17 protein-coding genes are annotated in these 26,639 nt (G+C 42.4%); 6 read left to right on the top strand and 11 right to left on the bottom strand.

Features of this window, described 5'->3' with window-relative positions; genetic code table 11:
* Window positions 1–535: 535 nt before the first annotated feature.
* Window positions 536–2,569, bottom strand: a complete 2,034-nt coding sequence (locus R8P61_25500) for an outer membrane beta-barrel protein (protein MDW3650455.1) — start codon at window positions 2,567–2,569, stop codon at window positions 536–538.
* Window positions 2,562–3,134, bottom strand: a complete 573-nt coding sequence (locus R8P61_25495) for an RNA polymerase sigma factor (protein MDW3650454.1) — start codon at window positions 3,132–3,134, stop codon at window positions 2,562–2,564. Before R8P61_25495 ends, R8P61_25500 begins: the two co-directional genes overlap by 8 nt.
* A 269-nt stretch (window positions 3,135–3,403) precedes the next feature.
* Here R8P61_25495 and recQ point away from each other — a divergent pair, with 269 nt between their 5' ends.
* From recQ to R8P61_25470, 5 genes are all read left to right on the top strand, one after another.
* Window positions 3,404–5,596, top strand: a complete 2,193-nt coding sequence (gene recQ, locus R8P61_25490; GenBank protein ID MDW3650453.1) for a DNA helicase RecQ — start codon at window positions 3,404–3,406, stop codon at window positions 5,594–5,596.
* Window positions 5,597–5,646: 50 nt separating this feature from the next.
* Window positions 5,647–6,198 (top strand): hypothetical protein, encoded by a 552-nt coding sequence (locus tag R8P61_25485; GenBank protein ID MDW3650452.1) that lies wholly within the window; start codon window positions 5,647–5,649, stop codon window positions 6,196–6,198.
* A 126-nt stretch (window positions 6,199–6,324) separates the two neighbouring features.
* Window positions 6,325–6,882, top strand: coding sequence for a hypothetical protein (locus R8P61_25480; protein ID MDW3650451.1), 558 nt, complete (start codon window positions 6,325–6,327; stop codon window positions 6,880–6,882).
* Window positions 6,883–6,933: 51 nt separating this feature from the next.
* Window positions 6,934–7,839 (top strand): methyltransferase domain-containing protein, encoded by a 906-nt coding sequence (locus R8P61_25475; GenBank protein ID MDW3650450.1) that lies wholly within the window; start codon window positions 6,934–6,936, stop codon window positions 7,837–7,839.
* Between the two features lie 3 nt (window positions 7,840–7,842).
* The gene (locus R8P61_25470) at window positions 7,843–8,523 is read left to right on the top strand and encodes an alpha/beta family hydrolase (GenBank protein MDW3650449.1); all 681 of its coding nucleotides are present in this window, start codon (window positions 7,843–7,845) and stop codon (window positions 8,521–8,523) included.
* Window positions 8,524–8,569: 46 nt separating this feature from the next.
* Here the strand turns inward: R8P61_25470 and R8P61_25465 are convergent, their stop codons facing one another.
* The gene (locus R8P61_25465; GenBank protein MDW3650448.1) at window positions 8,570–8,935 is read right to left on the bottom strand and encodes a DoxX family protein; all 366 of its coding nucleotides are present in this window, start codon (window positions 8,933–8,935) and stop codon (window positions 8,570–8,572) included.
* Window positions 8,936–9,146: 211 nt separating this feature from the next.
* On the opposite strand from R8P61_25465, the gene R8P61_25460 reads away from it, so the two are divergent.
* Window positions 9,147–9,695 carry a hypothetical protein gene (locus R8P61_25460; GenBank protein MDW3650447.1) on the top strand — a complete coding sequence of 183 codons (549 nt, stop codon included), beginning with the start codon at window positions 9,147–9,149 and terminating at the stop codon, window positions 9,693–9,695.
* Here the strand turns inward: R8P61_25460 and R8P61_25455 are convergent.
* The 8 genes from R8P61_25455 to R8P61_25420 all read right to left on the bottom strand — a co-directional run bounded on the left by R8P61_25455 (window position 9,692) and on the right by R8P61_25420 (window position 26,436).
* Window positions 9,692–10,609 (bottom strand): tetratricopeptide repeat protein, encoded by a 918-nt coding sequence (locus R8P61_25455; GenBank protein MDW3650446.1) that lies wholly within the window; start codon window positions 10,607–10,609, stop codon window positions 9,692–9,694. The genes R8P61_25460 and R8P61_25455 overlap by 4 nt on opposite strands.
* Before the next feature lie 225 nt (window positions 10,610–10,834).
* Window positions 10,835–11,758, bottom strand: a complete 924-nt coding sequence (locus R8P61_25450; GenBank protein ID MDW3650445.1) for an N-acetylmuramoyl-L-alanine amidase — start codon at window positions 11,756–11,758, stop codon at window positions 10,835–10,837.
* 42 nt (window positions 11,759–11,800) lie between these two features.
* Entirely contained in the window at window positions 11,801–12,856 is a 1,056-nt protein-coding gene (locus R8P61_25445) for an ATP-binding protein (GenBank protein MDW3650444.1), read from the bottom strand.
* Window positions 12,853–14,736, bottom strand: a complete 1,884-nt coding sequence (locus R8P61_25440) for a hypothetical protein (GenBank protein ID MDW3650443.1) — start codon at window positions 14,734–14,736, stop codon at window positions 12,853–12,855. Before R8P61_25440 ends, R8P61_25445 begins: the two co-directional genes overlap by 4 nt.
* A 5-nt stretch (window positions 14,737–14,741) precedes the next feature.
* Window positions 14,742–18,218, bottom strand: a complete 3,477-nt coding sequence (locus R8P61_25435) for a hypothetical protein (GenBank protein ID MDW3650442.1) — start codon at window positions 18,216–18,218, stop codon at window positions 14,742–14,744.
* 60 nt (window positions 18,219–18,278) lie between these two features.
* Window positions 18,279–20,351 (bottom strand): caspase family protein, encoded by a 2,073-nt coding sequence (locus tag R8P61_25430; protein ID MDW3650441.1) that lies wholly within the window; start codon window positions 20,349–20,351, stop codon window positions 18,279–18,281.
* Between the two features lie 5 nt (window positions 20,352–20,356).
* Complete coding sequence (locus tag R8P61_25425) at window positions 20,357–24,712, bottom strand: caspase family protein (protein ID MDW3650440.1); 4,356 nt, start codon at window positions 24,710–24,712, stop codon at window positions 20,357–20,359.
* 50 nt (window positions 24,713–24,762) lie between these two features.
* Window positions 24,763–26,436 (bottom strand): N-acetylmuramoyl-L-alanine amidase, encoded by a 1,674-nt coding sequence (locus R8P61_25420; GenBank protein MDW3650439.1) that lies wholly within the window; start codon window positions 26,434–26,436, stop codon window positions 24,763–24,765.
* Window positions 26,437–26,639: the final 203 nt, after the last annotated feature.

Raw genomic sequence — 26,639 nt, 5'->3', positions numbered from 1 at the left:
ATATATTTAATTATAATAGTTTCTTTGTTGAATTTAATCCCTGTACCTTAGAGTTATCTTATTAGGCATTACGCCAGATACAGAAGCTAGGGGTTAGGGTTGACTCTCCCAAATTGGGATTGAGTCCCCTAATTTTTTTAGGGCTATTAAGTTTAAAAGCGAGACCATTTTGAGGGTTTCGCTTTTCTTTTTCTATAGAATTGAGATTCAGGGATATATAAAAAAATGTCCCGGGTAAAGATACCCGGGACGGCTGTTAATCATTTCTCAAGGCGGCTATTGAGAATTATACTTATTGAAATCTTACACTAATTTACGAATTATTTCTGGTATTTGTTGCCTTAGTCCCGACGAAATTACGGACTTTCTGACATAGCTGATATAATCGAAAATCAGTATCAAACGAGATTCCAGAATGATTGATTTTCTGTGTTTCTTAAAAATGCCCTCTCTATTCATTAAAGGCCTTTTTATTCAAAAAAATGTTTATCGAAATTAAATTTCGGACTACTGACTAATACAAAAAGGAATAGTCTTATTTTCCGGAAAATCCATAGATGACTGAGAAAGCAAGCCCAACTGTGTACATTTTCTTTCTCAGGTTTAAGGAACCCGAACCCTTGGTTTGTTGCAAACTAAGGAGGGTGTAAGGCTCTGCCTGTATAGCCAACTTATTATCGAAGCGATACTCCAGTCCTGCGGAGAGATTGATCGTACCAGGATAGGTGTTGAAACTCCAGTCCTGAGTTTGTGGATCTCCAGAAGGATCTTCTGTAAGCTGAAACGGCAATGCTGAACTGATCTCCTCTCCTTCCCAGAGTCTGTAGCTTTCTTTCAAAGACACCATGGGAACAAGTCCTCCCTGTACATATAGGGATAGATTGCCTTTAGAAGGTGCATAAGCCCTAAGGAGAAGCGGCAACTGAACCAATTGGAGGTCTGCGCTGATGAATTGATCTACGGCCTGTACTTCGCCGCTATTGAAGCCTGGGCGCAAGTATTGGAAAGCGTGATCGAAATGACGCTTTTCATAGTTAAGGCCTGTAACAAAATGCAGATTTCCTTTGATATTAAATTCAGCTCTTAATCCTCCCCGGAAAGTTTCTCCCAGTTTACTGGAGGAAGTTGATCTGAGTTCATTTAACTCCACAGCTGATTTTGAGCTACTTGCGAATAAGCCAATTCTGAAGGGAAATCTTCGTCTTTTGAAAATGGAAACCTGTTCGATTCCTTTAGAATGAGACTCTCTGCCCATCATCCAGGGATTGGCGAAAGCTTTAAATGGAATCTCTCTCAGAAAACCTTCTCTGCGAGGGCCTACCATATCAATCTTGGGATCAGCTTTTTTACTTTTATCTTCCTGAGGCTTTGTCTCAAATGGAATACCATCGATCAAGCCAGGATCAATTTCGAAGTTAAGTGCGGGCCGTGCTTCAAGGCGCTGAGGAGAACTGATTCCTGCGGCAACTGACTCAAACGCCAATTCTCCGGCTCCTGAAACAAATGCGGTACTATTTATAAAATCACTTTCTGTGGGAGTGTTTTTGGCTACTGTAGGAGCCGTACTCTCACGGGAAGCAATTGCATTTTCAATTTTATCTACCTCAAAAGAGCTATTTTCAACTTCGCCAAGTTCTTCCCCTTCCCCATTGATAATACTGGAAATAAAGCTAGTGGCAGGGTTGCGACCATCTTTCCCAATCCAGAAGGGTGCAATAAGGAATAGAATCAGCACAGAGGCTGCAGCGAGGTAACGAGCCTGGGCATACCAGGGAAGTGGAATTGGGATGCGTGTATCTTCGTCCTCCTGTAAGAGCGCTTCCATTGATTTCCAATCGCCTTTAAGCGGTTGAACGCTCATGAATGCAAACTTTTCCTGGAAAGTCGTGTAAAGAGGCTGATTGAGCTTGTCTTCCATAGCTCTCCAGTCTTCACGAGAAGCAGCCATCTCTACTCCCTCCAGGCTCTCTCTGACATCACTGAGGAAGGCATCCCCATCCATAAGACGAGCCATTTCATTCCAATCCTGCGGTGCAGCACTAAGACTGATATCCGCGAGCTTACTTTTGACCTGCTCGTCGAAGTTCTCTTCTATACGAGACTCGAAAGCTTCCCAGTCACCTTGCTGGGCTTCGAGTTCAAGATGTGACAATTGTTCTCTCACGCCTGTATCAATGGCAGATTCATCCAGTTGTGAGGCAAACATATTCCAATCTTCCTGCTTCATATCTATTTCATAGTTATGAAGACCTCTGGCGATGCTTGTATCAAGCGGATTTTCATCCAGCTCAGTAGCAATAAGTCCCCAATCGGATGGATTGAGGTCTATTTCGTAAGAAGAAAGAATGTGTTTGATTTGAATATCAAAGGCTTCATTGAGAAGCGCATTGAGTTTAGGCCAGTCCTGAGGATCTGGACTGATCTCATAAGTAGCTAATTTTTTAGCAATATGATTTTCCAGCGCCGCGCTGAACTTGTCCGAAAGTTTTTTCCAATCTTCGGGATCAAGCAGTAGCTCGAGCTGTTTGAGCTTGTGTTTAATTAATTCGTCTATGTATTGATCATGCATAGCTTTCACCTTCCACCTTCTTAATCATTCGTGATTTAAGAATCATTTGCTGCAACTTAGAGCGTGCTTTTGCAAGGTTAGACTTCGAAGTACCTTCACTTATTCCCAACATTTTACCAACCTCTTTATGAGCGTACCCTTCAATCACATATAAGTTGAAGACAGTTCTGTAAGCGGGGGAAAGCTTTTGAACCATACCCAGGATTTCTTCAGCAGACATATCGGATACAACATCTTGAACGTCGATCTCATGTACTGCATGATTGATCTCAACCAGGTTAGGCCGTTTGGCCATCTTTCGGTAGTGGTCTATCGAGGTATTGATCATAATTCTTCTGATCCATGCCCCCAGATTAGTACCCTTGGAATACTTGTGAAGATTTCGAAAAACCTTCATAAATCCTTCGTGAAGTACATCTCTGGCTTCATCCCGGTCATACGTATATCGCATGCAAACCACCATCATGCTGCCATAATATTTCTCATATAGCAGTTTCTGGTACTTGCGGCCGCCGTCTAGACAGCCTTTTACGATTTCATCTTCTTGATAATCAGATAATCTCATACCTGTGAAGTTAAATTATAAACGTCGCCTTTTCTGAAAGAGTTGCCCGTCAATCCAAGCTTTATAATACAAAAATATTTTTCAATTCCAATGTCGGCTTCCTCACAGTTTCTCCAATTATTTGATTATCTTTGTTTATGAAATTTTAAATGAACCTGATAAATAGGATTTTTGCATTTATCATTCATATCTGAGAATTTAATTGCTTATCTTAATTACCTTATCCTTTTTAGAAATTTAGCCAGCGTTAAAACAATTAGGCGATCACGGTGAAAGAACAACTTGCGACAAGAGACAACAAGCTGCACGAGGCATTAAAGAACTCCTTTGGGTACGATGAGTTCAGAGGAAGACAACAGGAAGTGATTGAAAACCTGCTAGCAGGAAATAACACTTTCGTAATTATGCCTACCGGTGCAGGAAAATCCCTTTGCTATCAACTTCCTGCGATCATGATGGAGGGCACTGCCCTTGTGATCTCTCCTCTTATTGCCCTGATGAAAAATCAGGTGGATCAACTGAATGCCTTTGGTATTGAGGCCGGCTACCTGAATAGTAGTATGAATCGAGGGGATTATGAGGCGGTCAAGCACAAAGTACTCAGTGGCCAGTTGAAATTGCTTTATGTGGCTCCTGAATCTCTGGTCAAGGAAGAGTTTATCGAATTCCTAAAGCAGGCCAGGGTCAGTTTTATGGCGGTTGATGAAGCCCATTGTATTTCCGAATGGGGACATGACTTTCGTCCGGAATACAGAAGGATCAGAGAAATGCTCAATCGTATCGGCCAGGTGCCCATTATAGCGCTGACCGCTACGGCTACTCCCAAGGTAAGACAAGACATCATACATAACCTCCATATAGAAGATGCGGAGGTGTATCTGACCTCTTTCAATAGAGATAATCTTTATTATGAAATCCGTCCGAAAGTAAACAACAGCAATGCGACAACGGAGATCATAAAATATATCAAACAGAATCCCGGCAAATCGGGCATTGTTTACTGTTTGAGTAGAAGGAAAGTGGAAGAAAATGCAGAGATCCTGAATGTCAACGGGATCAAAGCTGTTCCTTATCATGCTGGTTTGGATGCTTCCACCCGAAGTCGCCATCAGGATATGTTCCTCAATGAGGATGTACAGGTAGTGGTAGCAACCATTGCCTTTGGGATGGGAATCGATAAACCAGACGTACGCTATGTGATTCACTATGACGTACCGAAAAGTATAGAAAGTTATTATCAGGAGACAGGAAGAGGAGGAAGAGATGGTCTGGAAGGAAACTGCCTGCTTTTTTACGATTTCAATGATATCGTGAAGCTGGAGAAGTTTATGAAAGACAAGCCCGTGAGTGAAAGAGAATCCGGTAAGCATCTATTATATGAAATGGCTGCTTTCGCGGAGTCCGGCACGTGTCGGCGCAAGCAAATGCTGCACTATTTCGGGGAGACTTTTGATGAGTCTGGCTGTAATAATATGTGTGACAATTGCCGCTATCCCAAAGAGAACTTCAATGCTACCAAGTATGTAGATATGGCTATGCGGGTAGTGAAGGCTGTAAATGAAAAATTTGGCCAGTCAGATCTGATCCATATCCTGCAGGGAATAAACAACCAGAATATTGTGCTGTATGAGCATAATAAACTTGATGAATATGGAAAAGGGAGCGATATGGATGAAAGTCAATGGAAATCCATATTCAGCCAATTGATCATCGAAGATTTTCTCATCAAGGATATCGATGAGTATGGGGTGATCAAATTAGGTCCCAAAGGGATTGCTTTCCTCAAGAAACCTCAGGACATCAAATTGATCAAATACCAGGACCTCAGTGAACTGAAAAAGAATCACGAGCCGGTCGAAAAATTCAATACCTACGACACTACCCTCTTCGACAAGCTAAAGGTGTTGAGAAAGAAGATTGCGAAGGAAAAGAAAATACCTCCATATGTAGTTTTTCAGGATCCTTCCCTGGAGGATATGGCTACCAAGTATCCCCTGAGCATGACGGAGTTTCGCAACATCATAGGAGTAGGAGAAGGAAAGGCCCGTAAATTTGCGGCTCCTTTCATCAAACTCATCAAAGACTATGTCGAGGTCAATAATATCGAGCGTACGACGGATGTGGTTGTAAGATCGGCAGCAAGAAAGTCTATGAATAAGCTTTTTATTATTCAGCATGTGGATAGAAAAACTCCTTTGGATCAGATCGCTGAGATCAAAGGTCTCGAATACACAAATTTGCTGGAAAATGTAGAACAGATCGTTTATTCAGGGACTCGTCTGAATATAGACTACTTTATCGAGGACCAGATGGATGATGACAAGATCGATGAGATCTATGATTATTTCATGAGTTCGGATTCTGATAGCCTGGATGAAGCAGAAAATGAGCTGGGTTTGGATTACTCAAGACAAGAAATTCAACTTGTTAGGATAAAGTTTATATCAGAAGTGGGTAATTAAGCGCGGGATTTGTATTTTTGTACCCAAACAACCCGAAAAATCAAGACTGTATGGATATCGTAAAGGAACTCGAGAAGTTGGAAGATAAATATTATGGTGAGTGGGAAGAAGATAAAGGCCCGCTGATTGAAGAGATGACCAAGCTCCATTTGTCTGTTAGTGAGGATGAAGACAGTTTCAACAGATTTTTGGTCCAGACTGCAGAAAGATTCGGTGGAAGCTATATCCCTTACCTGTTTTGGGATAAACTCTCCTATTTCATTGATACTCCCGAAGAAAGATATTATATCCAGGAGCTGATCAAAGCTTTTGCTAATTCAAATTTTGATGATGATGAGCAAAGGATGTTGAAGCCTCTACTGGTTACTTATTTCGCTAAAGAAAAAGTATTTGAGATCAATAAACTTCGGGCCATGCTTATCGATAAAGCTCATCCAGAGGTTCGTGAATATTTTATGAATCTGCTAAACTTTATCGAGAAGAATCAGAAGGCCACAGAAATGTATTGTGAGAAGTTCGAATTGCTGAAAACTGTGCATCCTGATTTTAGTTTGTTGAGACTTCCCATTAGCGAGCTGAGAGAAAAAATTCCACAGGCTTAATCTAAGCCCTCCCCCAAGGTATTGAAATAAACGCCCTTCGCCTCCAATTAATAAACAAACGCAAAAGGATTTGTTGAGCTGTCGATGGACAACTCATTTTTGTAATTGCTTACTCTTGTAACTAGAATGACTGCTTTTGAATTAAAGCGGATTGCCTGGTGGGAAGGCTTGTCTGAAGTATGGAGGCAAATCCTCATTAAAAACCTGGACCTTGAAGGCTTTTTTGACCTAAAGGATCTTTGCTATCTGGATACCCTTGAAAAACTGGATTGCAATACTAGCTCTATTCGTTCCCTTGATCCCCTCCAATATTTTCCTTACCTCAAAGAGCTCAACCTGAGCAATACAGTTATTTCTGATTATCAGGGTCTCAAATATGTACGGCATCTCAAGAAGCTTGACCTGAGTTTTTGTGCAGATATTGACCTCCAGAAATTGAGACCTCTGACAGCTCTGGAAATTCTGGATATCTCATACCCTTGCAGTGATATCATAAATCCTGAAACACTCGCCTGCCTTCCAGGCCTGAAGTACGTCAATGCAAATGCCTGCAAAGAGATCTCTTTATTGAGAATGGCCAAGGCTCCACAGCTTTCTTTTTTGAGCATGGAGTTTTGCTATTTGGGAGAAATGGAAGTCAATATGTTTGAATCCCTCAAACCCAATTGCGTCCTGAAGTATTAAGTCCCTATAATTGTCAATGGCCTTCCCTCCAATTTTACTAGATTTGCAGGGATGTTAAAGCAGTGGGTTTATCCCTTATATCGATTTTCTCATGACTTCCTCTTCGCCAGCAGGAAGCTCAATCCTATGTTTCCCAAAAAGCATGGGGGAAAAGCGGTAAAAGCCGGACATATATCAGACGAACATCTGCAGAATCCCGGATTAGATACAGCCCTGGAACAAAGCTTTCGAGCTATAGGGGTAGAAGTGCATTCCTATAGTATTGATCCAAAAGCCTATCAGGATTACCTCACACTAGCAGATTATCCTGCTGATTACTATGGCGGTGGTTTGGACCCTCAGCAGAATTTTACCGAAAAAACCCTTGAACATTATGTATCGCTCGATTTTTTGAAAGTCGATGCGAACACTACTTTCATCGATATAGCTGCTTGCACCTCCCCTTTCTCTCAAATCCTGAAAGATAAGTATGGAATTGCCCAAAGCTATCAACAAGACCTGATCTACCCCAAAGGAGTAGAGGGCAATAAGATCGGGGGTTGGGCCCATGAATTATTCCTGGAAGACGAAAGTGTGGACGCGGTAAGTTTGCACTGTTCCCTGGAGCATTTTGAAGGCAATTCAGATAGCCTTTTCTTTCAGGAATTAGAAAGAGTACTCAAAGTGGGAGGAAGAGCTGTTATCCTGCCTTTTTATCTGGCCCATGAATTTAGCAACCACATTGATCCTGCCTATAATCTGCTAAAGAATCACCATCCTCCCCTGGATGAGGAAGCGAGACTTCGCTATTGCAATTGGTATCAATTTTTTTCCCGACATTATGATCCAGCTGCCTTAAAAAGGCGGGTTCTGGATAAGGCGCCGAGATTGGAGTTGACATTATACCGGGTTGGCAATTTCAAAGAAGTTTACGAAGATTCTTATTTGCGTTGGATAGGTGTTTTTGAAAAGAAATAAACAATGAAAATTAGCGAATACAAATTTGAAGCACATCCGGATAAAGGGGAAGTTTCTTCTATCCTTATGATGCCAGATACCCCCAAGGCATTGATTTGTCTGGGACATGGAGCCGGAGCAGGTATGACTCATCACCATATGGAAAGCCTGGTAGCAGCCTTGGCTAAAGTTGGAATCGCTTCTTTTCGATACCATTTTCCCTATATGGAAAGAGGGAAAGGAAGAGATTCGCAGAAAGTATCGCTTGCGACCGTTCGAAATGCAGCAACTAAGGCTCTGGAGCTGTCTGAAGGTCTGCCTTTATTGGCAGGAGGACATTCCTTTGGAGGAAGGATGACTTCAATAGTTGCTTCTGAAGAAGCCATTGAAGGGGTAAAAGGCCTGATCTTCTTTTCATTTCCCCTGCATGCGCCTGGAAAGCCCGGGATCGAGAGAGCAGCTCATCTTTCAGAGATAAGTGTGCCTATGCTTTTTGTTTCTGGTGATCGAGATACCTTTACGCAACAGGACTTGTACAAAGGAGTCATTGATGACTTAGGGAAAAATGCAGATCTGCATCTCATTCATACAGCCGGACACGGTTTCAAATACCTCAAAAGAACCCGTACAAGTACAGAGGATGTCTATGATGAGGCTGCCAGGGCTTCTCACGAATGGTTGCAGAAACAAAAAATCATTGCATAAAAAAAGCCCCTTCTACTGAAGGGGCCCCATTATCTACGTTTGACGTTTAACTCATCGTTTTGCTTCCCATGCCTGCCATCATAAAGGCTGCGCCAGCAAGGGCCATGTCTTTAAGCATGTTTGGCATAGCAGCCTGATTGCTACCTTCCAATACTCCGGGAAGATGAATGGTCAGGGCATAGATTAGCAATAATGCACCAAGTCCGATACCAGCCCAGTAGTCCATTTTACCGAGTATCAGGCTTACACCTGCAGCCAACATTGCCAGACCGGTAATATACACCCAGATAGCTCCTCCGGGAATGGGTACCATGCCTGCCATTTGGTCAGCTCCCATGAAGTGGAAAACACCAAATAAAATGAAGGGAATAGCATACAGATAGCGCGAAATTTTAGAAGTGAGTAGTTCCATAATGTTAGGTATGTATGGGTAAAAAAATAGTAAGTAGTCTCTCTATAAAACTTTTATCTGTATTCTCAGATTATGCCTAACATCAATTCATCCAGATCCTATATTCAACATACAAAAATCTTTGTTTAAACACCAATTTTGCTAATCCTTATTTATCAGGCGATTAGGGAATGATATGGGCAGGATTGTTTAATTCTGTACCTTTGGCTTTATGAAGTATGCGCTAAGTTGTTTGTTGATTTTTTCACTTTTTTCTAACCTTATGGGACAGGGCTTAAGGGATGGAATGAGCCTGAAACCTCAATTATTATTTGGAGAATTGTGGATCGATCTCCCCCAATCTGTCCTCAAAACAGAGTTGGATACTGCACGCCTGGCGATGCGTGATGTTTTCGAACATGAAGTGGGTATGCGAAAATTTAATGATAGCCTGGAAACCCTATACATTAGTTTTCGCAAAAGAGAAGCCGGACTTTCCCGATCCTCTATCCGAAAACTTACTGAAAACATGGCCACCGGATTTTACAGGGGTACAATTTACCGCAAAGAAGAATTTACCGTAAATGGGCTCGATGTTTTTGTATTAGATATGATTGGCTATTGGAATGGAGCCAAAGAGCCTAGTAGTATGCTATTTCTGGTCGTATTTACTGAAACGCATACCTACAATCTTAGCATGCGATATCCGGAAGAGGATTTTGATTACAGTGATGCGATCAAAGAAGAAATGATTTATTCCATTCGCCTGAAAGAAAATTAGGCCTTAGCCGCAGGAAACTTGTTGAGCAACTTTTTTACCTGAGGCTTTTCTTTCAGCTCTTTAAATTCCTCTGACTCAAACATTCTCCACGCAGGACAGCCTTTTTTGAGGGCTATTTCGAGGTGGTGAATAAAGCGTATATCCTCTCCTCTCAATCCATAAATCGCTGCCAGGGTACAATGAGAATTCCCATTATTGGGGCTCAGTGCAACGGAACGGTTTGCATCCTCGAAAGCCTCTTCTATGCGTCCCAGCTTTTGGTAACAATTTGCGCGATTATTGTAGGCTTTGGCAAATGAAGGTGCCAATCGTAAGGCATGAGAATAATCGTCCAGAGCGGCTTCATAGTTTTGTAAATTGAAGAAAAGATTGCCGCGATTATAAATGGCTTGAACCAAATCAGGATCGAGGAAGATTGCTTCATCATAATCCATCATGGCTTTTTTTGAATCTCCTCTTTTCTCAAACGCATACCCACGATAATAGTAGGCTTGAGCGAGGTTGGCATCCAGGCTTATGGCTTCATTGAAATCAGCCATGGCTGCCGCAGGATTTCCCATGCGATAATAGACATAGCCCCGATTATTATAGGTCTGTGCCTGCTCTGGATTCAACTTGAGGGCAGCTGTGTAGTCTTCCAGTGCATCCTGGAGTTTTCCGAGATCATCATTTACATAGCCACGATTGTTGTAGGCCATAGAATCGTCGGGAGCAAGTTTTAGGGTCATATTAAAATCCTGTAAAGCTTTTTTCTTTTGCCCCATTTGATAATAGGCAATTGCGCGATTATAGTAGGCGAAAGCATCCTTGGGATTGGCTTTAGCTGCTTGCGAAAAAGCTTTTACTGCGGATTTGAAATTACCCTGCTGAGAGAATTCCATCCCTTGATCTATATAAGTTTGGGATTGGGTCATATCAGTATAATTATAAACCTACAATACATTTCTTGTACGGACGTGCATGGATAGTTCCAAAATAGAGAAAAATCGCACTTGACGAACAAGTTGCGAGTGAAATGTAAGAAATGCCTGAAGAATGGCACTTTCCTCTATCACTTTCTTCCAAAATCGTACTAAATCCTTTTAATTAAAACGAAAACTTCCAGCTGTCAAGGAAGTATGCAAACATAATTCAAACCCCTAGACCTCCGGTCCATCTTCTCCATAGATAGATGCATCTGTATTCCCAAATTTCATACCGCGACTCATCATGGCTGCTTCAATTTCTGTTTCGGAGCTATGAGTGATCATTTCCAGCCCTCGCGTGCGTGTCAATTTTGCTTTGTAAGCATCTTTCATTCCTTCCGCCAGTTTTTCCCAATTGAAAGCAGGACCGATGTCCCATTTCCCCCTATCTCTGAAATTCACATGAGAACAAATGCCTGTGTAATTTCGAGCGTCTTCCTTCGAACTAAATGGGAGGTCTCTTTGGCTTGCAGGGAGAAAGCTACGAGGGATTTTATATACAGCGGTGAGATAACGAAGGAGTACAATCAGACTTTCATATTGCTGATCTGTATGACTAGCAAAATAGGAGGCATCTCTATAGGGAGCATCTATCTTTTGGTAGGCGGCAGTTTGAGATACTTTGGAAAATTTCACATCTCCCCAGGTCGTCATGATTTCTCCAGATTTACGCAGTGGCCCCCAATTGGAAAGTTCGATTCCAATAGAGCGTGAACTTTGGTGGGTATTTCCTCCGACTGCACCTCTTCCCAAATGGTAGGACCAATGACCAGAAGAAGCAAATAACTTATAGATCGCACCATCTCTCCCAATCAGAAAGGCAGTTGAGATGTGCCGATCTTTGGTGGTGAGAGATCGCATATCTCCAGGCAATTTCCCTGCTGTGAAATGGAGTACGATTTTATCCTTTTTGATTTTTTCCGGATAATAAAAGCTGGCATCTCCATCCTTTTTGCTCACCTGATAATGGTCCAGGGTATAGTCCTCACCCGGGATAGGGGTATGGAATTTTTCGAAAGAATGATTTGTCAGGCTTTTTTTGATAGCCTCAAAGGTATCCCGGGCCCTTGGATTGGGGAAGAGAAGGTCATATTCCATGGTATTCTGTATTTGTGTGTGAAAGTTTAGCTGCGATTTGTCTTAATCATCTGCAAATTGACGGAGGAGTTTTATGCGGTGAAATTCCTCCATACAATAAACGAGATCAGCCTCTGTTAAATTACGGTTTTTGGGTAAATCATCCAGAATGTCTCCCAATTGCATATTTCGTTTGGTACCATCTTCCGTAACCAGGGTAAAAAGAATTTCCAGGGGTAAACCTTCAGTATTTTCTATTCCCCTTTGCTTTAATCCTCCCTCTACTTCCTTCATCTGCTCATCCAGAAAATCAGAGAGCACATTTTCTACTTTTCCTACCCTTTTTACCAAAGGAAGATCAAAGGTCAATTCTTCAGATTCTCCTTGTTCTTTAATAGCCGTTCGCCATAAGCGATCGAGATAAACTTGCAAATGCGTAAGGTCAATGCCCTCTCTTTTGGAACGGAGATTGTCGAGGATTTTCATCACCGTTTTGCGAGGCTCATCTATATGAATATTTCCGAATTTACAGGTTCCTATGACTACCCGAATGAGGTTACGGTCCTTCATTTTTTCTATGCGAAGGCGATTGTCGAATAAAGAAGGAACGATCTTTTCAAATTCGGAAAGGTAGGCGATGTATTCTTCCCGTATGCTGAGGATGATTTTGCATTTCAGACCGGATTGGAGAAGTTCGGAAATGCTTTTGTGGAAAGTATCCTGTTCGGACAGGCTTCCCATGATATAGAGTTCTTCAAACTGGTCGAAAATCAGGTAAACCGGTCGATAGTATTCGTGATAGAGGTCGCTTATTTTGAAACGAAGGGCATGATCCTGTCCTTGCTGACTGGGCAGTAGTTTATCCAGTTCTTTTTGGAGGGAAACATTGAGGTCATTGCCCCGGCGAATAAAAATGGGAAGCCAGTCAGACTTTTGAAATTGATTTCCCAGGCCGCAATTGATTAGGGAAGTTTTTCCTGTACCCGATGCTCCATAGAGCAAAACCAGGTTGGAGGCATGAACTGCATTGAGTAGCTGTTTGGTTTCCTGTTCCCGTCCAAAGAAGCTACTCTTATCTTCCTTTTGATAGGAGTCCAGAAATTTAAAGGGGCTTTTCATATCAGACTGGTATCCAGTTTAAAGGTTTCAAATTCTTCTTTTAGGGAATCAAAAACTTTGGGGCTATTGTCCTCGCTTTCTGTTTCGGCAAAAGGATCATCTCCAAAGGCTCCAAAAGCATCTTCATGTACATGGTTTTCATCTTTACCTTCCTGATAGGCAGAGGCACGGATATCGGTATGTATGAGATCCTCCTGATGCTCATCTCTCATACTTTGGTAGAGTTGATGATCAACTGTCAGATAATAGAGTTTTTCTTCATCTTCCCAGCCCATGAGGTAGATTCTAGCCTCATTATTACCGAGCTGTTTGGTCTTATTAACTGCCTGAGCGAAGGTAAATTTATCTATAATAAAAGGCGATAAATTGAGGGAATCGTCCAGGCGATCTTCATTGACGGTCAGGATCACAGAATGCGAATGGGAAACAGCCAGTTTTTTACGGTTAGCTTCATCCATATACATACCCAGGCCATGATCTTCCAGAGCATTCAGTGCGCCCATGTCCAACTCATACGTCAGTTCTCTAAGGCGGGTCTTTTCCATATTGATATTGCGTACAGTAAGCATGCGGTAACGCGCGAGAAAGGCTGCCTTTTTCAAAAGAAGGGCCAATGCCCTTTCAGCTCCTGTACAAGTGGCGATGAGGTCGGCTGGAAGCTTTCCCTCTTGAAGCTCTTTTCGAAGCTTTTCCAAATGGGCTTGCGCCTGATTGTCCTCTTCTTTCCATTCCCGGATCATTTGTTCGTACTCTTCTACAAAAGGAGTTACTTCCTGTATACTGAAAAGCTGATAGATTTTTTTCACGCCTGTCCAGAAATCGAATTGCTGGTAGGCCTCCTTTTGCATGGGGAATCCACTCTTAAAACCCTCGGGCAAGCTTATTTTTGATTTGCGAACCTGCTTCCAAAGATCTGATAGGAGGATAAAGAAGAGGGTTTTTCCCGTCATCAGATAGGTACTAATCAGGGTCTCCAGTCTTTCCCGATTTGCTTCGTCTGCTACACGTAGCAAGCGGATTTGTGAACCTATGGGCCAGGGGAAATTTCGGATAATGATCTCCGGATAGTATTTGGAATCTTTCTTGACCTTCTCCCCTCCCCTTTCTTCAAACATCTGGGCATAGATGTCTGGATTGTATCTGCAAAGCTCTTCAAGGACAAGCATGATGTAGCGATTGGCTGTAAAACTCTTGCCAATGTACTGGATCATGTCTTTGGAGAAGGAAATTTTCTGGTAATGGGGAAGCTTCCAGTTTTTGATTTCTTCTTCGTATTCTTTTTGAATATAAAGGCCCCAGGGAAGTTCTTCTTTTATAGGCTCCCCCCTTTTAAAAATCATAGCACGGTATTGAATTTCGGGCCCTTCGTCATAGCGAGATTTCATAAAGGCTGCTGCCAGTTTGAAGGCATGGCCGATATTTCTTCGATAGGCAAGTGCTTCGTAAAATTGCTCGGCAAACTCTACTGCCTTGCGGTCTTGAATAGGAACTGAAGTTGCAATGACAGCTTTCACCCCTTGGGCAAATAGTTCGTCGATTTGCCCTTTGGAAGAGCAGCCATTGAGAAAGACGAGTTTGAGGTTTTTTTGCTCTCCCAATAGAGCCCCCAGGCCCTGGGCATTTCCTCCTCCGCCTTCTAAATGGAGGCGGCTACCATCTGCATGCCCTCCATAGTGGAAGATTTCTACCTTATCTTTGTTTCGGGTAAAGAAGTCAAAGATTTCTTCCAGTTCGGCGCTTTCCTCTCGCTGAAGCTCGATGTATCCTTTCCTCTTAGGTGCGTCGAGGGCATTAAATAAACGCTTACTCTCCTCCTTGAGGAGTTCCAGATGGGCATCCGGATCATTGGCGAATGTGAGGTATATGAGGGGCTTGCTCATAGAGTTTATTTTATTCCGAATTCCTTTTTTTGCTCTGCATTCAATTCAGGGAATGTCGCTTCTTCCTGCAAGTATTTGAAAATACTAGTAGGAAGGGGCCATTGACTAATGTTTGCATTTTTGAGGGTGAAAACACTTTCTCCATCCGAGCTGTATGCAATAAAATAATCATCTGAATCGGTTTCCAGATTAGCAATGATATTGCCTGAACGATCGAATATTCTGTGGGAATGAAAATCCCTTTGCTTCTCGAAATTGTAATTGTAGGCCATACAATAGGTAGTGCCTTTGGGTGAAAAACTCTCAAAGGTTTCTCCGTAGTTTTTTCTTGTCAACAACTCGCCATAAATCGTATATACGGCTCCTGTATCTTCGCCGATCAAGGCATAGAACATGCTTTCATCTGGAGAAAATACGGGGAGCTCCCTGCTAAAATGGTCAAAACTCGATATAAGCCGTCCCTCTTTATCCCAGACCTTGGCTCCCTGATCTGAAGTTATCCAAATGTAGCTCCCCTTTGGTGTAAAAGTGGCGCTATAAATAGAAAGGCCTTTTTGGCTAAAGGATTTAAGGTTTTGAAAACTCAAATTCCAGGATTCCATTTTGCCATCATACGTAATGAGGAATGACTTTCCATCCGGATGAAAACATAAAGAGCTGATGTGTCCTTTTAGTGGGGGTGTTTTTTTCAATAAACGACCCTGAATATCCCATCTTCTGAGGACGTGATCAGAAGCATTTATTAAAATAGATTTACCATCGGGTGAAAAAAGAGCATCGCTTATTCTTGAAGCCTGGGTATCCTTTTCAAAGATAAGCTTTCCCTCCTTAGCCCAGAGTTTGACTACGCCTCCCGATCGCGCATAAGTCAGCAAATATTTCCCGTCGCTTGAAACTTCTACCTTATCTATATATTCATCATGACTGAGTTGCATAAGTTTGTTCGTCTTAACATCCCAGAGAGACAGGTTTTTTTGGAAATTGGAACTCTCAAGCAGGACGGTAGAATTTGGGAGAAGGTGATAGTTTATTTTGGACGAATTATGTTCCTTTCTCCCCAATAGTTTGCCAGTTAAATCCCAAACGCAGAGAGATTTATTTCCTTTTTGGCGAGAAGGATCTGGCAAAACTTGTATCCCCAGGATGTAGCTATCATCTGCAGTGAAGCTGATTTCATTTATATACTGAGATTTTTCTAAAAAGCTATGGCTCCCTGTGGCTAAATTATGGAGCTTAATTAGTTTTTCAGAATTTGGAGCTCCACTCCCAAATCTATCTGTTTCCGTAAACAGGATGTATTTTTGATTATGGGAAAGTACTGCTGAAGAATATGCCGCATCTTCGTATTCTTTTAGCAATGCTCCCTGAAAATCAACTTTCCTCAAGTGATTTCCCTGGGAGATGTAAATTTGATTGGGGTTTGTTGAATATTTTGAATTCGGGGACTCAAAAGAATAGTTGATTACTTTCTGAGTATAAAGTAGCTCATTGGCTCGGTTTACAAATATGATTGCATCGATGCTATAGTTCAGATTGAGTGCGAATTGGAAGACCGTGGCATCCTGGTTTGATGAAATGAATTGCAGGAGAGGTATTCTGCTATTTGAATCCCTGGGAGAATCATACACAATGGAAGAAGTGCTAAGTATTTTGTTTTCATCCAGTTTTAGATGGATGTAGGTATTTCTGCTACTTCTGACGAGCAGTGATCGGTGGTCATTTAGTAGATGCACTTCCTCCTTTGAGGAAAGAGGTGTTTCTATGAGCTCGGAATGAATAGGATTCCCTTTAAGGTCGAGCTGCTTGAACTCAATTCCTTTTGGGTGAAGGTTGGCCTGGTAAAGTTCTGTAGCTGCAGGATCAAAGAAGGTATAAGTTCCTTCCAGCTCTTTTAGAAATTCTCCTTCTTTGTCAAATAAGAGAGAAAGTTTCAGACCATTGCTTTTCAGCAAAAAAGAGCCATTGAGTGTATGGCTTTCAAGTTTCCAAGCTTCTTCTCCTTCCCTATATCCTTCTGTTTCAAGAAAATCTTTGGTACCTAAAATTTTGGACGAAAACAGCTGCCCTTTTTTCGTCCCAAGAACAACTTCTCCATCTTTTAAGATGCTGAGGTACTGATTGCCATTGGGAAAAATATAAAAATCAGAGATACCGGCACCAGGAATATTCAGTTCTTTGATAAGTTTCCCCTGATAATCCCAGAGGTATAAGTTTTTCAAATCTTTGCTCAGGATAAAATCTTTATGAAGTTTATAGGTTTCTCCTGTCAAATCCCTCAACTTTTGTCCCCTTAAATTCCAGAGCTTCAGGCTATCCCCGACCTGGGTAATTATTTTTTCTCCATCGGGGGAAAAACGGGCCCCATGTATCCGACTTCTCAAACCTTCATAGTCATTTACCATGCGCATATCTGCCAGTATTTTTCCTTTATGGTTCCATAGTTTGGCAGATTCATCAAAGGAATTGCTTAGGATAAGTTTTCCATCGGGAGAAAAGCTAGCATCGACAATGTTTTCCGTATGCTCATCAAATTGATGGAGTAGATTTCCCTTTCTGTCCCACAACTTTATTCGGCTACCTTTAGAATAGCTAAGCAGAAATTCCTCATCAGAGGATATCGAAAAGCCTTTGATTATGCCTTTATTCTCTTCCGTGTAGTCTTCTTCAGGCCTGAGATCTCCCGCTGCGACATAGGTATGAGAAAAATACACAGGAAGGGGAAGTGCTGCATGATTGTCATTTGCTTTTTGGGCGTAGAATTTATTTGCCAGTGCTTCTTGAATCAAAGGAGGTGGGGGCTTGGGATACGTCTTTAGGTATGCTTCCTGAAGTAACCTAAGGCTCACCTCCATTTTTTCAAGGTTCTGACTCTTGCTAATGGTACTGTAGGATAAAGCTTCTGCTTCTTTTGCATTTTGCAACGCTTCAAGTTGGCGCTTAAGCGCAATTTTTGCCTGCACATCTGCCCGCAACTTTTCCTGCTCCGCCTTTATTCGGGCAACTTCTGCGGTATCCTTGGCTGCCTGGGCTTCTTCCAGTGCAATTCCCAATTCAATGGCTTTTATGCTATCCGCTCTCTGAGCTTTAAGAGCCTTTAGGGTTTGCTCATCAGCATACTCTTTTTGGGTATTAGCAAATTCCTTTTGTTCTATGGCATCTTTCCATTGTACAAGCGAAAAAGCAGTACTGCCTAAGAGAAAGATGATCACTCCCGCTACGATAACACGGATACGAGTCCTGGCATCAGCTAAAGATTTGCGATTCTTTTCCAGGAAAGCCGATTCTTCCTCACTGATATTGACTTGAGTCAGATAAGGCTGAATATAGTCGAGATCATCTTGCGTAAGTTTTGCTCCTCTGAGTTGATGAGCTTCGAAACGTTCACGAATAAATTTCTCCACCTTCCTTCGGGTACGCGCTTCTATTGAGGCTTTCTCAAAAACCTGTTTCGCGATCGTGTCGTGGATGATTTCGAATTTCATGTAAGGGCTATGTTTCTCAGGCTTATATAAGGTACACAATCCCGTTTAAAAACTCATCTTTTAGTCACCTTCTCTTTTCAGGCTCACCTCTATCGTGATACTTGCCCAATCGTCCTTGACGCCCATAGGACCTCTTTTAAATACCATGGCTTTGTCTCCTTCAAGCCTACTTTGCAAAAGTTGATAGTAATCAATGGACTCTGTAGAAACGATCAATTTGAAATAGGAATGCGTTTCCTGTTCGCCAGCTGATAGGCCCCAGCCTTTACTTTGCTTCCACATGGGAAAGCGAATTTCTGTCTTTCCGGGATGCTCTTTTGGGCGGTAAACAATTTCTCCTTCATAAGATTCAATCGCATAGTTGCTTCTCATATGAAAGAGATAAGCGAAGATATCCTGATCGCAATTGCGGATGATCAACTCTGGAACAAAGCCTGCGAATAGATTGCCGTCTTTACTGAAGAAATTTTGATCATCCGCGAGGATAAGATGCTGACTTTGATTAAGGGAGGGTAATTTGTTTCCATTTGGCCCTAGTACCTGAATTTCAAAGTCTACCCATCTCTTTGCAAGGATTTTAGATTTTTCATGATTGAGATTTATGACCCGGTACCAGTTGACTATTTTTCCCAGGGCATCAATGATGATTCTGGCTTCTGCCTCTCCCTGAAGGGGCCATTGGAAAACGCTTGCCTTTCTTTTTCTGTCTTTAAGATGAAAAATGCCCTTTTCTACTTCAACTTCCAGGCTGGCTTCCATAGTGGGAGGAAGTTCCTCTATGAAGCTGATATTTCGACTTTGATCCCAATTGCGTTTCAGTGCCTCTACTCCTTCTTGTTCCCCATGAATCCAAACCAGTTCTTCGGGTAGTGGGAGGAAATTGGCCCTTGCTTTATAAATTTTTGAAGGATCAAGCTTCAGGTCTTCTGGGATCAGAACCGGGCTTTTTAGGGCTCCAATAGTCTGTAGTTTCAGACTTACTCCTTTTTTTTCATCCTCCAAGAGCTCAAAGGTTGAATTTCCTTTTTCTTTTAGCGGAATACCGTGAATAGCTCCACAGTTGATATACCAGCTCGTCTGTTCGTAACTAATGTTGTATAGTTGAGGACCTTCTGAGCGGTAACTAATTAATCGAGAACCAATGGAAGCTTCTTCATGAGAGTGATCGGATTCCAGGAACCTCCGATTGGGATTGAAATTCCCCATGGTTTCAAAAGTAGGATTCTGATTTTTGGGCCTGATCTTTTGTACAGAAGCGCGGGTCCGTTGATAGAGGTCGGGATAATTGATCGTGTGATTGGCAGATCGAAGGGCTTTTAACAAGCCTTGGGTAAACACCCCTCCTTGTGGAGTGTCGCCTGCTAATTGTACACTTTCGCATGCAGAGAAAAGGATATGGGGAACCAAGGGGACTTCCAAAAGAGAATTCTGATCCAATTGTCTTCTATAAAATCCACCTGAATAGCTTTCGAGAGAACGGAAAGGGTGTCGATTTTTTGACGCTTCTGCTCGACTTAGGTAAGGAAGTACATCTGCATGTCGGGTCTTTATGTCGAAATCCGAAAAGCGGGTACCTGAACCCGAATGACAGCAATCCAGAGAAACCAAAATATGGGGGGTATTCCCATTCTCATCAGCCAATTTGCTGAGAAGAACAGCCGTTTCTTTATCTGCCAAATGGGTTTGGCTGGAAGAAGGGTCTTCATTATAAGTTACCAGGGTTTGGTCTTTTCCATTGGGCTCTAATGTCAGAAACTCTTCGGCTGTATATTCTTCTGATCCGTGGCCACTAAAATGAAACCAAACGACATCTTCTACTTCTCTGCCCTGCTCATTCTTTCTGCTTTTTGCCTGAGATAGAAATTTTGAAAAGGCTTTATGAATGTTGTCATAGGTCGCATCTGCATTTGCCAGCTTAAGGATATTCACAGGACCTATATGCCGTATAGGAATACTTTCTTGAAAGGGACTTTGACTTTCCTCAGTAGAAAACCCTTGCTCCTTGATCCAATCCTCCAAATAAGCTTCCAACTGATCGATATCCTGAATACAGCCACCGAGAGGAGTATAGGGATTGGGATAGTCATCTATACCGACGAGGAGGATGAAGTATCTTTTTTCAGCTTGGGACATATTATTTATCGTTTGGCTTCGAGTTCTTTATATTGATAAATCTTGCCATCCAACCAATCCCGGGCATAAATAGGCGTCTTTTGTAAGCGGCCTGGACCTGTATAACTAAGTTTCCATCTACCCATGGGATCCAGGGCCGAATGAGATGGTTTTGTTCTTTTTTGGTGATAATTTGAATGAAAGCTTTCTATTTTTAAACCCGAATTAATATGATAGACTCCATTGCTGGTGAGCAAATATTGATTCCCTTTCAACAGCATCATTTCCGTTTCTGCTCCGATAATTGATATAGGAGACATTCCCGCAAGATTTTCAACTTTCTGGATTGTCATGTCCTTGCTGTTAATAATATGAACCATTCGATTGCTCAATTTGGCCAGAATGAATTTTTCATCTCTTGAGAATGAGATTTGTTCGTAATCGGCTTCCAATTCAATAAATCTTCCATTTTCATGATTCCAAAGGACTGATTTTTTTGTATTCTCGCCACCGATCAGTACCATATATTTCCCACCGGGGCTGATGTACATCCGCGCGAAATTTTTTCCTGCATCAAACAACAATTTTCCCTTTGCCCCGCCATTGATTTCCCTTTCATAAGCTTTGCCATCTGCCTCGAGTTCAATCAACTTTTTGCTATCTGCTGAGAAAACCAGGGAATGGAGCCCATTGATTTCGTAGAGCTTCCTGCCACTGGATACTTCATGTACCGTTTGTATAGTTTTTTCAGAATCTCGGCCCTTAAATGCAATCAGGTATTTTTCATTATTTGAGAAAGTGAAATTGAAGAATTCCCCATACTTTCTTTTTGTAGTGAGCATTCTGGGTGCTGAGGGAGAATAGAGAGTTTTGACCCAGGAAGTATCAGCAACACAATATGCCAGGTAATTTGACTTGGGACTTAATTTTACCCAATTGATGGGTACAGTCTTTTTCAGATCGAGGGCAATACTAAATTGAAGGGCAATATCAATGTTCCAAAGCTTGCCCAATCTTCTGCTTCTATCATTAGCGTTAGAAGCACCAATCAACTGCCTACCGTTGGGATGCATGACATCTGCATAGTAGGTGTTGACCGAGTCCACAATTTCACTGGAACTTAATCGGTACCCATAAAGGCCGCCGCTATTGTTCATGGCAGTTAGAAAATCCATTTCGGGGATTTCTGATATGAATTCTATGCTCAGATCATGGGGACCGAATCTTTGTGTTTTGGCTGGATCCTGGATATTTACTTTGTGGAAATAATTTCCTTTTCCGGATTCGGTGAAATAGATTTCTTCTCCTTTTTCTGAGAAAAAAGCTTTCTCTGCCTCAAAGTCCAGCTCGATAAGTTTTTCTACCCATTCGGCCTCTGTATCGATAAGATTTTTTATGTCTCCCTGCTGATTTGCATCTGCTGCTCTTAGACGGTTCCAGGATACCAGCACAAATTTATTTGCGCTGTAATTTGCAGGATAGATGAGCCAATAGTCATCCCCATTTCGATGAACGTCAGAGGAGGAGAATAGGCCAGCAAGTGCGAATGGTGAGAATGAAGTCTTTACTTCCTTGCCAGAGGTCAATTCCCAGGCTTGCTTCTTTTTATTTTTGAGGTCTACGAAGAGGAATGCATCCTCCTGGGGAGAAAAGCCATAGTTCGTTTGCGAGGATCCAGAGCTTTTTGCCTGAGCCTTAAAGAGAAATTTCAAAGGTTTCCATTGCCAAATATCCACTGACTCAGTCCGATCCAGGCTAAAGTATTTTCCGCTTGGCGAGAACTTGAGGTCATCCTCGTACCAGTTTTGATCCAGTTTCAAATCAATTATGTCGGATTCCACTAAATCTCTGTGAGACATTGCACTGACATACCTCATGGCTTCGCCTACACGTTCATTTTTTTGACTTTCAAAGGCCTTCCAAGCAAAAGAATAGGCTACATCCAGGTTTTCCGCATCTATGGCTTCTTCGGCTCTGAGTGCATTTAACCAGGATACATTTCGGGTATTTTCGAAGTCTCCTCTTTCTTTTTCTGAGAGAACTCTTGCCAGCCGGGCGTCGGCAGAATCGGCATGCATTTGAGCTTCTTCTGTCTTTGCTTCTGCAATTGTCCTTTGTTCTTGCGCGGCTAGGGTACTATCATTGGCAATTTGCTCCTGTCTTACCGCTTCTTTGCGTTGTTCATTTGCGACTAAACCCAGGGTAGAAACCAAAGCAATGACTCCTACGAGGCTCCAGATCAATATATTTCTACGGGATTTTTTACGATCAGCACTTTTGAGGATAAAAGTCTTTTCTTCTTTGTTATAGGTATGACTTCCCAGTTTGATTTCATCTACGAGGATATCGAGCCTGGGATTGTTGTTCCAAAGGTATTGCTTCTCTTTTCCAGAATCATTTCGTAGTTGCTCCTGGTAATCCTCGACGGCCTGGCTGAGTTTGTTTTGCCAAATTAATTTTTCCTCCCCTATGGCTTTGATCCACTCCCAAAGTCGGGCCCAGGCCCTGACCAAAGCATCATGCGCGGGTTCGAGGTAGGTCTTGCCTTGTGTATCACTCCCTTTGACCAATAAGCGAGCGTTTATCATTTGTTGGGAAATCGATTCGATTCGATGGTTCTCTACATCTTCCTCAAAAAAGAGCTCAGTGGAATAAACCCTTTTTCTTGCCAGTTCCCCCCCTTCGAGTGATACCATACGGAGCATAAGCTTCCGCATCGTGTCCTGGTGTTCGGTATCCAGATTCAGGTAAACTTCATCTGCCTTGGTTCTCAAGGCTCCTATTAAGCCTCCCATTTCTTCGTAATCTTCTATGCTCAAACTTCTATCCTGCCTTCCGCTACTCAGGTAAGCATAGTAAAGTTCGCTTAGGGTAAATGAAAGGAGAGGCAATGCGCCCGGGGCCTGGCTGATATCTTCTTCCAGTCGATCAACCAATTCCAGGGGTTCGTAGAAAAGGATGGCCTGAAGGGCTGGTTTGGTAATGATTTCCCGGATTTCATCCAGGCTAAAAGAAGGAACAACGTAACGACCCGCCTGCCACCATTTGCCCAGATTTTCGCTTTCGAACTGCGGCTCAAAATCGGATCGGACACTGAGGATTACATGGAGATTGGGGTGTTTTTCTATCCACTTTGCGATCTGCTCTTCGAAATCGTTCCTTTCGCCCGGATCCAGGCATTGCGTAATGAGTTCTTCGTATTGATCGACGATGAGGAGGCTTTGCTCCTCAGAATTTATTTCTTTTTCAAGATCCCCTATTTCCTTTTTGAGCTCCTGCATAGGTTCTTTGCCCGGGCGGATGACCTTATGCAGGCGCCAGCCCTCTTTCCGAAGTTCGGGCAAAAGACCGGCTTTGATTACGGAAGATTTACCCGTTCCGGATGCACCGCTTACTACCGTAAGAGGATTTGTTTTCACCTTTTCGATCAGGGCTTCTATAACCCGATCCCGCCCGAAAAAGAAATTGCTATCCGCTTCATCATAAGAAGCGAGGCCCATGAAGGGATTTCGATCGGGAGTAGGTGGAAGATTGAATCTATGTCGGGGATTGAGGAAAATAAATTCCCCTTTGTCATGCCTCCCAAGATTAAACATAGAAGGGCTTTGACGGATGGCCTGTTCATTGGTTTTGCTTTCTACTGCATCCCTCAAATAAGCATAAAGCTCCGAAGCCGTAATTACTCCATCTCCCTGATCGGCCGGAATTACATCTCCGGCTCCATCAATGGCTTCGAAAAGGGCTTTGGCGAAAGGAGAATGTATGCCCTCCCCTTCCTCGCGCATACCGATGCTCTGATTGGAAATGACGTCAACGGCTTTTTGGTCATAAGCAGATGAGGTTATTACCTGCCATGCCGGGTCTTTAACATAGCGCCAGAATCTTTCTTCGTAGATGATTTTGGGCAAATCAAACATTACGTCTCTGAAACCGGTAGACCATTTAAAAGCACCTGAAAAGCAGCAATCCAGAATGAGCATGCCGTGCTGGCAGGGCAGGGCATTGATGCTGTCATGGAGGAGGTTCATGGGAAGTAAGGAATCCCGATCTCCCTGTTTGGCATCTTTGGGAACGATATAGCCATTGGGCCCTTCTTCGCCATCCAAAGCGATTCCATGACCCGCAAAGTAAAAAAGGACGCGATCTTCTTTTTTTACCAGGGCAGGCATGGTCTCACGAAAGAGTTTTTCCAACTCCTCCCTGGTCGCATCGAGATACGGACCGTGAATGATGTATTCGTGCTGCGCTTCTAATCGTTCTGCCAGACCTTTTGCATCATTTACTGCTGTTTTCAGGGGTGTGAGATGCTGATAATCATTGATACCTATAATGAAGGCATGACTTAGATTAAAGGGCAATTTTACATGACCATTGGAACTCATGGCAAGGCTTTTCTTAGGTTAAATTTTGAAGGGACGAAGGAAGAAGTAAATTATATATCCACCTCAGGTCCATCAGGTCCATAAATGCTGTTATCCTGATTTCCGAAATCCATTCCTCGCGTATTTTCCAGCAATTGCTCTTCCGTACGTAGCGGAGGATTGGAAAGCATGCCTCTGGTCCGTGTGATGAAGGAGGGCTTGAATTCATCAGCTGTAACTCCCTCAATTACTTTTTCCCAATCGAAAGCAGGACCGATGTCCCATTTTCCCCCTTCGCGATAATTTACATGAGAGCAAATCCCTTTGAAATTATCGGCTTCCGTCTGATTTTTGAATACAGCATATCGAGGAATCTTTCTCCAGGCTCCCTGTGTTTCCAAAGCAGAATCTGTAGGAAGGAAGCTTCGTTTGATATTAAATTTTTTGGTGAGATAGCGGAGGAGAATAATCAGGCCTTCGTATTGTTGATCGGTATAAGAGGCATAATATTCATGCCCGATAAAGGGCTTATCTAATTTTATATACGCCTTTTCATCATCCACTGTACAGAACTTCGAATTGTCTCCAAAGGTAAGGTCTCCGGAAGGCTTCAAACTGAGCGGACCATAATTAGAAATCTCTATGCCAATAGAGCGGGAGCTATGTCTTCCATTTCCTCCTACGACTCCCCGACCCAAATGATAGGACCATTGCTCCGGAGAAAAAAGGCGATAAATGGTGCCATCTCGTCCCAGAATATAAGCTGTAGAGATGTGATAATCCTCCCGGGTCAGGGTTTTGATATCTCCCAGGGTTTGACCAGCCGTAAAGTGAATGACGATTCTGTCTTTGGGGTTGTTTTTGGGATGCTCTTTGGGATAGCAAAAACTCATGATACGACTTCCTGTAGCCCCCAACTTTTTCACATCCTGAACTTCCATTTTCAGGCGTTCTCCCGGAATCTCCTGTTCGATTTTTTCGAACTCATATTTATATTTTCTGAAAATCTTCTTTTTGGTGATTTCATCCTTTTTGTAAAACTCTTTCTCTGTCTTATTCCTTCTTTTTTCTATGTTTTTAAAGTTTCGTTTTCCTTTGGGATGCAGGAGAAAAAACTGGCCTTTGCCTTTTCTTCTTTGATGTCTCTGCTGAGCTTTGGCTTCGGCCCATCCTTCTCCCAAAAATGGAATAAACTTTTCAAGGATTTTTGCTGCCAGAATTTCGTCAACCTCCTCTCCATTACTTTGGATGCCTTCTGTTGAGGCAAAAGCTTTGACAGCATTGGCTGTACTTCCTCCGAAATCTCCATCTGCTCCAAATCGCTCCCAGTTCAATTCCGGACCAAAACCCATAAAGAAAAGGAGTTTCTGAAGGGAAGCGACCAATTCCTTTTCATTGGATTTCTTTTTTAGCTTGTTGATCGCATTGGCATCCAGGGCAGACTTTAGCAGGCGTAGTGCAGAAACGCTATTGTATTGTTTAATGAGTTTTTCAGCAAGTTCTTTGTTGACACTTTCACCATTGGTGCGAATACCATTTTTCTGACCAAAGGCTTTAACAGCCGCTGTGGTACTTCCCCCAAAATCTCCATCTGCTCCAAAGCGTTCCCAATTCAATTCCTTTCCAAATCCCAGTTCATAGAGGGTAATCTGGAGGACTTTTATGGGCTCTTTATGCGTGGATCTTCTTTTTAAAATTTGCTCAACGCTTCCTTGCTTTACGAGTGTTTCTATTTGCTCGATCATGGGGATAATTTTTTAGGACGTAATGGCTGTTGTTTTATTAGATAGAATTGCCAAGAGGTAATATATCCAAATTATTTGAATAATTGATCAATTCGGCAATGGGAAGTAGTGTATTACTTCTTAGTCTATATTACGAAGATTGGGAGCAGAATTTACTAGGGGAAATGGGGAGAAGAACCTACGGAAAACCCCTAGATCAGAAA

Source organism: Bacteroidia bacterium (genome assembly GCA_033391075.1).
Taxonomy (GTDB): Bacteria; Bacteroidota; Bacteroidia; order J057; family J057; genus JAWPMV01.
Note: the sequence above shows the minus strand (reverse complement) of the source record. Positions and strands in the feature narration are given on the sequence as shown.